Genomic DNA, 8,779 nt, shown 5'->3' on the forward strand with positions numbered 1-8,779 from the left:
GCCCATTCATGCAATTGCATGAATGGGCTTTTTCTTCGCTTGGCCTGCCCGACAGGGATCGAACCTGTGACCCACAGCTTAGAAGGCTGTTGCTCTATCCAACTGAGCTACGGGCAGATGATTGATTTCACTAGGTTTTTTCGGTCTAGCCTCAACCTAGATTTGCGGAGCGCTCCGCATCGATCATTTCTCATTTGATATGACCGGTCGTTATTATGCACTGGATAACGACCCTCTCCGCCTTTGCCCTATGCTCGCCTCAACCCTCATCTGGCTTGTTGTCGGGGTCTCAGACGGCGAGACCCTGACCGCACGATGTGGCGAGCCTGTCCAATACGAACAGGTCAAAGTGAGGCTGCAGGACATCGACGCCCCTGAGCGCAAACGACCACCGTTCGGGGAGCGCGCTTGGAAAGCACTGACCAAGCGGGCATTTCCGAAAGAGGTGGAATTCAGGTACGACAAGCGCTAAATTCGCAGTGTGAGCCAAGCCGATAAGGCCTCCGCTCCCGCCAAGTCCTAGCCGTAGTCACAATAGGCATGACATGCTGGTACGCCTATGTCCCGTGAGCAGGCACCTCAGGAACACGGACAGTGTAAGCCTGCTAAACAGATAGCTTAGGCGCGCAAAGTCTGACTGTGGCGCAACCCAGAACCCCTGGCGCCTTAGGACTGAATCACAACCTTTCGAGAGTCAAGCAAAATCTAAGCCCCTAAACGACCCAATGGCGAAAGTGGAAAGCAAATGTCAAAGCGGCCTATGGTGTCGGACAGTCGAATAGCAAGTGACTCTGAAATTTCTATTGGGCCCGCAGGCTGTGACGATTCGCAAAGCTATAGTTTCTGTTGCGCAAGCATGCTGGACTTCGCGGCTTCGTGCCCAGCTACTCAGGCAATATGTTGAGTGAGCGCCCTGGATACAAACGCTCCGAAGCGTAAACCTTGCTACGACCATCCCGCATCACCCAGCTTTTTCCGCAAGTTTTAGGGGATACATTTTGTTGAATTTCACAGAGTACTCTAATGCAAGTGACTCCAATTGAAGCTGAAGCCATAGAGCGATTCGCCCTGCATGTCACTGTTCCCATTTTTCTAGAAGTTGGCGACTCCAGCAGACTGCTTGCAACAGCCACCCACTTTAGGATCGACGAACGCTCGTTTCTCATCACCGCGCGCCACGTTTTCGACGGAGATCTTGACCTAGAGAAGCTCGCCTATCCAGAAAATCCGCTGCAAGGCGGCCTGTACACGCTCGGGGCATTCACGGTACTCAAGCCGCAAGATGAGCACATCGATGTCGCTGCTTTGGAATTGACGAGTGAAGATACAGTCAAGAGACTTACGGATAACTGGCAATCCCTCTCTCTAGAAAATGTGGCGGCCGCGTCAGCAAACACCGACGACGGCACGTGCTTCGTCTCCGGCTACCCGGGGTCGCTGACAAAGAATGAAGCAGGTTGGATTAAGGGTAAGCTCACAACTGCCTTCACGCAGCGGCTTCCAACAGTCCCTGCCGAAGCCGAAGCACCTGTCATTTCTGAACTCGACCTCTTCTTTGATTACAGTCGAGAGGCAAAATCTGTCAATGGACAGGTGATCAGAACCCCGGAACTACCGGGCGTAAGCGGAGCATCTGTATGGGAGCTCCGGCCCTCGCCAGGCGTTTGGGCACCCGAGAAAGTGTCTCGCGTAGTTGGGATCCAGTCCGCATACTTTCACTCAAAATACATCCGGGCAAAGAGCTGGTGGGCTGTGGCCAAGGTACTTGAGCAAGCCGACCCTAACTTGGCAGAGGTAGTCCGCGCAAAGCTACTTGAGATTTGACAGGTCAGCCAGACCGACTTCGAAGCGAGTACCGAGCACAGGCGAAATATTGACCTGCAGCAGTTTCTCAGTTGAAATCCGCCCCCCGTGGCTATCCGTCATGCCCCTGCCAGGTTCGTTCGGTCGATGCTGCATCAAGCTCGTCTCCCACAATTTGATGCAGAAATTTTGTGAGGCTTCAACTAGCCTATGGGTTCTGTGCCCGCCGAGACTTGACTAAGTCCGACTGACATTATTGAGACACTAGCTGCAATACGTTACATTTCATGCACTAGTCACAACAATATTGAGGGGTGGGGATGCTTAAAGAGGTCGATGCCGTACGCTACGACAGGAAGATGCACAACGGTAAGACCACGCCATTCCTGCTCGCCTGCGAGAAGGAGACAGGCGAAGAGGTGGAGCTTATTGCTAAATTTTCGGCAGGTTGCGAGGACCAATGTGGAGGGCTGATCTGTGAAGCCATCGCCGCAGCGTTGGCCAAAGACTTGGGGCTACCGATCCCACAGCCTTATATAGTGAACATCTCGCCCGACTTCATCGCCACTGTTGGGGATGAGGGGCACAAGCAGTTCTTAGCACGAAGCTGCCCGAAGGGCTTTGGCAGTGAGCGCCTCCCCGATGGCTACTCCACCTGGGTTGCCCCCACAGGGAAAATCAGCGATAGCCTACTTGCAAGTGCTCGTAGCGTGATAGCCTTTGACTCACTATTCGTAAATTCGGACCGTCGCGCTGAGAACCCAAACCTGATGTTCAATGGAAGTCAAATCGCAGTGATCGATCACGAAATGGCCCTTCGCCAGGACATGATTTTATTCTGGAAGGCACCATGGACGTCCGGCGCGTTTGCCCCCCCATTCTCCCTTGAGAAGCACCTGTTTTACCCTATGACGAAGGGGAGCTTGGTGACGGATTTCGATATATTTTTGCAAAAGCTCACAGTGATCACAGACGAACGGATCGAGGAATATGCGTCTGCAATCCCCGTGGAGTGGCATCAGAAAAAAGAGAGAATTTCGCTTGCTGTTGAATATATCAGAGATTTGAGGAACAACGCACGCCCCGCGATAGCAGAACTCACAAAGGCATTATCATGATGCAACGCACACCATACTCATTCAGTATTTTGCGATACATACACGATATAACTAGCGAAGAGTTTATCAACGTTGGTATTGTTCTGGCCGCACATGATCGATCTTTTATCTATGCGAAGATAAATACCAATTATGGTCGCGCCAAAAAGATTTTCCCAACGCTAAATTCAGAGAATTACAAAAAAAGATTAAAGAGCGTTCAATCCTTAATCGACAGCATGGCGGTTCGAGATCAGCATTCGCTACAGTTTTCTTCTGAAAACCCTTTACCTGGAGTGCTAAAGCACGTTCTGGCTAGAGACGACAGCAGTCTCCAGTGGAGTACAACAAAGAGCGGGCTTTCAAAGGATCTCTACGATACGCTCAACTCACTTTACACGCGGTATGTTGTTAAGTTCGAGAAAGCGGTTGTCGACAATAAAAAGAAAGACGAAGACATATGGAGAGAATTCAAAGGCGAGCTAGAAAAGCGTCACCTTATAAAATTCCTAACACCAACGACGATTTCCTCAAGCGATGACTCTGTGCGCTTCGACCACGCCTGGAAGAATGGAATATGGCATTGTTTTGAGCCAATTTCATTTGACCTTTCTAGTGCCTCCTCAATAAAAGAAAAAGCCCATAAGTGGTTAGGGCAAATTTCCAGCGTTGCAGAAGGCGCAGATGAGGAATTTGCAGTTTATTTTCTTGCAGGGAAGCCAGTTGAAAGTGATCTGCACGACGCATACAAGCAAGCTCTTGGAATTCTGAAAAAATCGAGTAAAGTCCAAGTCTTCGAAGAAGATGACGCGACAGAGTTTTCCTTGAGTTTTGAAAAAAGAGTCAAGAAACACCAATTAGAGGATCATTCTTGATATAAGAATACCTCTAATCAAAAGCTACTGATTTAGTCTCCAAACCCCACAATCGCCCCGATACCTTTATTGGTGTCGGGGCGATTGCAGTTTAGCTGCTTGAGCAGGGCCCAGTCGGCGGTGATCAAGCCGCTCAGCAGGCACATCTGGGCATCCCGCTCTTGGACTAGGACACCAAGGGTATTTCGGGTCAGGACTGGCGAATGTGGCGCGCTCCCCTGCGCCGTTTTGAGCACCGAGTGCAACATCGTTGCTGACCAGAAGCGGTCTTCCCCACCCTCAAATGCATAAGCTTGGCAGCAAATCAAGCAGACGTCGCGACGTCATCGCCAGACGATGCATCCAGCGCCCCCATCGAAGTCGCCTTGATCCAGGCATCAGGAATTGCTCGCCCCCACACTTTGTAAATGGGCGCAAAAGCAATCTGCGCTTGATCTCGAAGCTCGTAAGTCTCCTCAAGCGTTACGTGCTCGCTATCGCGCGTAATTAATGCAAGCAGTTGCACAGGTACACCAGCTTTAGTCACAAGGATAGCTGACAGAAATTCCTTTCTATCAGGTGCGTCCACTGCTCGGCGATAAGGATTGCTTGAATCATAGGGAGCGCTCCAAATCTCGCTGACGATGATTACCCCATCTGCACCAACCTTGATCACCTCGTTCGCTAGCATCCTCATAACAAGGTACTTTTCCCCGTGCTCCTGGAAAACCAGATTCATTATCTTAATGGGACGAGCGCCATTCAAAAGGAACACAATGGTGTCGTGATGTCTATCAACGCAAAACATTTGTCTTGCGACTGCAAAAAGCTCCCTTAATGTCGTTTCGGGATCAGGCTCGGTTGATGGGAACATTTCCTTCGGATTGATCCCATACTTCGCCGTAGCCTGTTCCGCCTCTGCTCTATTGAATTCGACCGCTTGCGATTCGAACTCCATTGATTTTCCTGTTGCAAGCCACACGTCGTGGCTCCGAGCATCACCGTGACCAATCATGCAAGGTAGTCTTCCTCCACGAGATTCATCACCATCTGTTCGGTCGATGTCGCCGATCCTCGTGGGAGGGGGTTCCAAGCATAGTTGCCGATGAGCGTCAGCCACTAACTCGGCCACCTTTCCGTAAGCGATCCCGACTGCATCCAGGAGCTCGTAGTCCGGTAAGCTGTTATCTACCCAACGGCGTTGAATGCGAAGGATGCCGTCCTTAAAGACGTGCTTTCTTACTGCCTCTGTGGGAAGAGCTTTGATCAGCTGAGTGGCACTCTGAAAGAGTTCAGCCGGGACCTCCATCCGAGGCCCTTCCTCATAATAGGAGGCCATGATCTCCGCTCGAACGAAGCTATGTGTTTCCAAGTCGCCTTGCTTCTCGATTTTGTTACGCGCATCTACCATCCACCGCATCAGAGGATCCGCACGCAGTCTTTCTTGCCACGACTCATACCATGGCTCGAAGTCAGGAAAAAGACGCTTATTGCTCTGCACAATAAAAGTAACGGTGCGTAGTGTCTGAATCGCGGTTTGGATGGACACTCTGAAAGTCTCAGGGTCAAAATATCCACGCTCAGCTTCGTGCCAATGCCGGTGCACATCTTCAAGCCGACGATCCACTGCGCTCAACGGACAGCCATTTTCGTGCTCTCGCTTGGTCATTTCAGAAACCTCATTGGTACAGGCCGAACAAATCCGGCTGTGAATAAAACTGACCGCACCACTAAGGTGCGTGCTGATTGTCAACAATTGAGGGGCTACTGTCGATTGACACAATCCGACCGTTTCCAGTCAGCCCCTGGCGTAGCGATCTGCTCTGAGACAATCGCGCCATGACCGATGAATCCCCGATCCACACAGTCCACAAGCGCGTTTGCCACACGTTCCTCAGGCACTGGAAGGCCCACAACAACGCCTATCCCAAGCTGATCAAGATGACGCCGGAAGAGTTGCGGCAGTTCAACATCGTCAATTCCTTCGGCAAGCCCAATGAGCTGTGGGGAGTCCCAATAGAAATCGACCCCAACACCACGGGCGTGATGATTGCGGTCGATGGGACGGAAATGCCTTTGGTCGAAGGCTACTGATCGCGCTCCAAACGCAAAAAGCGCCCCGACACCAATCAAGGTATCGGGGCGCTTTCAACTCAATGGCTCAAGGCCCTAAAGAAGGTCTTATTTTTTCTTCGGCACGGCAGGCTTCAGGGCCGGGTTATTCCCGGGAGTTTTCTTGTTGTCACGACGACGCTGGTCAGGCTTACCCGTTGATTGTGCGATTGGCTTAGGGCCCGGCTTCAGGTTCATAAGGTACCTCCTTTAAAGGGTGTAACACATCGTATCCTGCCTCGCGGTCAAGTGCAAACACTTGCAAGAAGTCAGTGGGTCACGTTGATGAACCAGAGGACAAGATCAGTAGCGCACAAACTTTTCCAGCAGTTTGCGGTCAGCACCAATCTGACCACGCAGTAGCTCTACTTGGGCATCTCGCTTTTGGACCAGGCCGCCAAGGTCTCCAACCAGGCCTGCGCCCTCTGCAGCAAGGGCTGCGAGTCGCTGGTGCTGATCTGCGAGATCTCTGCAGGCAGCGGCGTCACTGGCAAGCTGTGTGTTGCGGGTTGCAGCACTGCTGATGTCGTGCTGCAGGCCTGCAATGCGAGCAGCATCAGCAGCGCGGCCAGCCTGTAGTTGAGCCATTTCTTGCGTGTAGTCATGGGTGTTTTCCTGTTGGGCGGCAGCGTGAGTGACCACGGCATCCGCTTTGTTTTCTATGGCTTCTTGTGCTTGCTGTGCTTGGCTTGCATCCCGTTTGTCCTGAGTGCTTTCGGTACGCGCGATGTGCGCATCTGCCCGCCAGCCATTGACGACCCAGCCGACACCAAAAGAAAAGGCCAGCGCGAGGCTGGCCAAGATGCATTTAAGTCTGGGGTCCACCATCAGTTGTCCTCGGCTGCAAAAATCAGGTTCTCAGCGCCGCGATTCGTCCAGCCACGCCCGAATGTGTCGAACTTGGCCAAGCTGGCCCAGAACTTGAATCGATAGCCCAGAAATCGCAGCAGCACATCGTTGTGCCCGCGCAGATCCTGCATGCTGTTCAGCGCCGCCTGAGAGCGCGGCCCCCATGCGCCATCGTCGGCCACCAGAACTGCACGCTGCAGGATGCGGATAGCGTTTCCGCGCCCATGATTGACCGCTGCATCGAACAACTGAAACTTGATGGCAGGGTGTGCTTTGCCGATTACGTCCCAGAAGTCCTCACGGTAGATAGCCTTGGCCTGCTCCACTGTGAGGTTCTTGATGTCCACATGCGGATAGGTATTGGCAGCGATGCCGAACTTGGTGCCCTTGAGCTCGCCACGCCCCTGCTTGCCGCCAGTCCAGTTGCCATCGTCTCGAGGATCTGCAGTGAATTTGCCCTCATGACCGATCAGCCGGTCGAATGCTTTATCGAAGTCCATCGCGCACCTCCTGTGCAATTTCATCAATCCCCTTCCCGTCGCGCTTGCGGATTGCATTGAAGGTCCAGCGCACCACTGCCCAGCCAGGCAGGCCGCAGGTAAAGCACAACCCCAGCAAGGCAATCAACCCAAAGTGGCTGTTTGCCCAATGCTGGATGCCCATGTACTGCACAACGGCAGAGCCTCCCGCAACGCTGGCCATCACCGTGCTAATAAGCCCCACGGCCCATTCCTTGGGGTCACGCGGCGTGGTGATGCACATCACGACAACGGCGGCCAGGCCTGCGCCAATGGCACCCAGCCCCGCCAGCCCGCCGATCAATTTCCAGCCGGCCATGCCAGCAGCTCCAGTGCTTGTTGTTGGCTCCATAAATCCCTCCCGTTCAGAAATTAAAAAACCGCCTTGGAGGCGGTTAGGTAGAAGACGAGGCAGGCAACTGCTGGCGCTGCCGCATCGAGGAGGCTGGGCCAATCCCAGCACCTCCAATAGAAGCCGCCCCACCATGGCATGCCATCACGATGGCCACCGGCGAATGCGGCGATGTAGCGGTATTCGGCCTGGGTGTGCTCGCGGGCAAGCCACCAGCTGCAGGCCAGCGCGCCACCCAACCACCAGTTGCCCAGCACCAGGCCGACCAGGGCCTGGGCCAGCATGGCGATCAGCGCGTGAATCAGCGGCGTCCAGTCCATCAGGCGCTCGTAGTCACAGGCACCGAGCCATAGAGATCGGACCCTTCGACCGTGGGCGTCAGCTCATACAGCCACTGCACCACATCACCACCGGGCGGTACCAGGGGCACATCGATCACGCGGCTGGTCAGCGGGCGCTTGCCCGCTTGAAACGCCGACTGGCTCACATAGCCCTGCAGCACGGCTTGGCTGCCGGGCGAGTTGAGCGTGCGAATCGTGTACTGAGCAATCACAAAGTGCGTGATGGGCGCGCCCGAGTCGTCGTCGAACAGGGAAGCGTGGAGGCCGATAATGTTTTCAGTCATGTTGTTTATCCTTCGGAATAAATAGAGAAGCGTTTTGAGGAAGCGTGGATGGTTCAGCTGGCTGGTGCGTCCACCTCCGTTTTCAGAACGGGCACGCCATCTACGATCAGGTGAGTGGCGTCTGTGACATCGAGGCCAACAGGCACACAGACCACGCCAGGCGGCGTGATCTCTGCGACGATGGATTCAGGGCATTCCAGCATCTGGAAGATGGCGGTTTCGCCAGAACGGTGCATTGCGTAGCGCATGTGAGTTACCTCTTGGAAACGATTACTGAAATGGAACGGGCACTGACCGATGACACAGGTGCCGTGTTGTTGCCTGCCACATAGAGGCGCACACGACGAGTTAGCCCGTTACCCGAGAACGTGAAGCCGAAAGACTTCATGCCGCCTTCGCTCAACGAAAACTCGAATTGCGTGCCACCATCCACCTGTATTTGCAAAACCCCTCTGGAGCCGGCCCTCACGTCTGCGTGAAAACTGACGATGTACGTAGCACTCCAGTCAGCAGCTGGCGCCGTCACGCCGAGAATTTCTCCATTGATAGGCGAGACTTGATCCCCTGCC

At 53.7% G+C, this 8,779-nt stretch carries 13 protein-coding genes and 1 tRNA gene; 4 read left to right on the forward strand and 10 right to left on the reverse strand.

All coding sequences use genetic code 11. The annotated features are described in order from the left end of the window. Positions 1-40 precede the first annotated feature (40 nt). A tRNA-Arg gene (locus AAIL66_RS11140) sits at positions 41-117 on the reverse strand. Positions 118-1,023: 906 nt separating this feature from the next. Here AAIL66_RS11140 and AAIL66_RS11145 point away from each other — a divergent pair. The 3 genes from AAIL66_RS11145 to AAIL66_RS11155 all read left to right on the forward strand — a co-directional run bounded on the left by AAIL66_RS11145 (position 1,024) and on the right by AAIL66_RS11155 (position 3,775). Continuing rightward, positions 1,024-1,824: a hypothetical protein gene (locus AAIL66_RS11145; protein ID WP_343496756.1), complete on the forward strand. Its 801-nt coding sequence runs from the start codon at positions 1,024-1,026 to the stop codon at positions 1,822-1,824. Between the two features lie 299 nt (positions 1,825-2,123). Beyond that, entirely contained in the window at positions 2,124-2,921 is a 798-nt protein-coding gene (locus tag AAIL66_RS11150; protein WP_343496757.1) for a HipA family kinase, read from the forward strand. Further along, the gene (locus AAIL66_RS11155) at positions 2,918-3,775 is read left to right on the forward strand and encodes a DUF3037 domain-containing protein (RefSeq protein ID WP_343496758.1); all 858 of its coding nucleotides are present in this window, start codon (positions 2,918-2,920) and stop codon (positions 3,773-3,775) included. The genes AAIL66_RS11150 and AAIL66_RS11155 overlap by 4 nt, the downstream gene beginning before the upstream one ends. 304 nt (positions 3,776-4,079) lie before the next feature. Here the strand turns inward: AAIL66_RS11155 and AAIL66_RS11160 are convergent, their stop codons facing one another. Next, positions 4,080-5,510 carry a hypothetical protein gene (locus AAIL66_RS11160; RefSeq protein WP_343496759.1) on the reverse strand — a complete coding sequence of 477 codons (1,431 nt, stop codon included), beginning with the start codon at positions 5,508-5,510 and terminating at the stop codon, positions 4,080-4,082. Between the two features lie 83 nt (positions 5,511-5,593). Between AAIL66_RS11160 and AAIL66_RS11165 the strand changes: the two genes are divergently transcribed. After that, positions 5,594-5,848, forward strand: a complete 255-nt coding sequence (locus AAIL66_RS11165) for a hypothetical protein (protein ID WP_003063422.1) — start codon at positions 5,594-5,596, stop codon at positions 5,846-5,848. 87 nt (positions 5,849-5,935) lie between these two features. Here AAIL66_RS11165 and AAIL66_RS11170 read toward each other — a convergent pair whose 3' ends face one another. From AAIL66_RS11170 to AAIL66_RS11205, 8 genes are all read right to left on the reverse strand, one after another. Then, the gene (locus AAIL66_RS11170; protein ID WP_301184174.1) at positions 5,936-6,064 is read right to left on the reverse strand and encodes a hypothetical protein; all 129 of its coding nucleotides are present in this window, start codon (positions 6,062-6,064) and stop codon (positions 5,936-5,938) included. Between the two features lie 105 nt (positions 6,065-6,169). Continuing rightward, positions 6,170-6,694, reverse strand: a complete 525-nt coding sequence (locus AAIL66_RS11175; protein WP_343496760.1) for a hypothetical protein — start codon at positions 6,692-6,694, stop codon at positions 6,170-6,172. Beyond that, on the reverse strand, positions 6,694-7,215 hold the full coding sequence (locus tag AAIL66_RS11180; RefSeq protein WP_059440714.1) for a glycosyl hydrolase 108 family protein: 522 nt from the start codon (positions 7,213-7,215) through the stop codon (positions 6,694-6,696). The genes AAIL66_RS11175 and AAIL66_RS11180 overlap by 1 nt, the downstream gene beginning before the upstream one ends. Next, positions 7,202-7,552: a hypothetical protein gene (locus tag AAIL66_RS11185; RefSeq protein WP_003063433.1), complete on the reverse strand. Its 351-nt coding sequence runs from the start codon at positions 7,550-7,552 to the stop codon at positions 7,202-7,204. Before AAIL66_RS11185 ends, AAIL66_RS11180 begins: the two co-directional genes overlap by 14 nt. Before the next feature lie 53 nt (positions 7,553-7,605). Beyond that, positions 7,606-7,905 carry a hypothetical protein gene (locus tag AAIL66_RS11190; RefSeq protein WP_343496761.1) on the reverse strand — a complete coding sequence of 100 codons (300 nt, stop codon included), beginning with the start codon at positions 7,903-7,905 and terminating at the stop codon, positions 7,606-7,608. After that, positions 7,905-8,210, reverse strand: a complete 306-nt coding sequence (locus AAIL66_RS11195; protein WP_343496762.1) for a hypothetical protein — start codon at positions 8,208-8,210, stop codon at positions 7,905-7,907. Before AAIL66_RS11195 ends, AAIL66_RS11190 begins: the two co-directional genes overlap by 1 nt. Before the next feature lie 53 nt (positions 8,211-8,263). Then, complete coding sequence (locus AAIL66_RS11200; protein ID WP_253233375.1) at positions 8,264-8,458, reverse strand: hypothetical protein; 195 nt, start codon at positions 8,456-8,458, stop codon at positions 8,264-8,266. Between the two features lie 5 nt (positions 8,459-8,463). Then, the coding region (locus AAIL66_RS11205; protein ID WP_343496763.1) for a hypothetical protein at positions 8,464-8,779 on the reverse strand (316 nt) is incomplete at its 5' end.

This window comes from Comamonas sp. F1-6, assembly GCF_039581415.1.
Classification (GTDB): Bacteria; Pseudomonadota; Gammaproteobacteria; order Burkholderiales; family Burkholderiaceae_C; genus Comamonas; species Comamonas thiooxydans.

Coding starts and splice junctions, on each gene's coding strand:
- AAIL66_RS11145 (WP_343496756.1), top strand. CDS start 1,024: ATGCAAGTGACTCCAATTGAAGCTGAAGCCATAGAGCGATTCGCCCTG.
- AAIL66_RS11150 (WP_343496757.1), top strand. CDS start 2,124: ATGCTTAAAGAGGTCGATGCCGTACGCTACGACAGGAAGATGCACAAC.
- AAIL66_RS11155 (WP_343496758.1), top strand. CDS start 2,918: ATGATGCAACGCACACCATACTCATTCAGTATTTTGCGATACATACAC.
- AAIL66_RS11165 (WP_003063422.1), top strand. CDS start 5,594: ATGACCGATGAATCCCCGATCCACACAGTCCACAAGCGCGTTTGCCAC.
- AAIL66_RS11170 (WP_301184174.1), bottom strand. CDS start 6,064: ATGAACCTGAAGCCGGGCCCTAAGCCAATCGCACAATCAACGGGTAAG.
- AAIL66_RS11175 (WP_343496760.1), bottom strand. CDS start 6,694: ATGGTGGACCCCAGACTTAAATGCATCTTGGCCAGCCTCGCGCTGGCC.
- AAIL66_RS11180 (WP_059440714.1), bottom strand. CDS start 7,215: ATGGACTTCGATAAAGCATTCGACCGGCTGATCGGTCATGAGGGCAAA.
- AAIL66_RS11185 (WP_003063433.1), bottom strand. CDS start 7,552: ATGGCCGGCTGGAAATTGATCGGCGGGCTGGCGGGGCTGGGTGCCATT.
- AAIL66_RS11190 (WP_343496761.1), bottom strand. CDS start 7,905: ATGGACTGGACGCCGCTGATTCACGCGCTGATCGCCATGCTGGCCCAG.
- AAIL66_RS11195 (WP_343496762.1), bottom strand. CDS start 8,210: ATGACTGAAAACATTATCGGCCTCCACGCTTCCCTGTTCGACGACGAC.
- AAIL66_RS11200 (WP_253233375.1), bottom strand. CDS start 8,458: ATGCGCTACGCAATGCACCGTTCTGGCGAAACCGCCATCTTCCAGATG.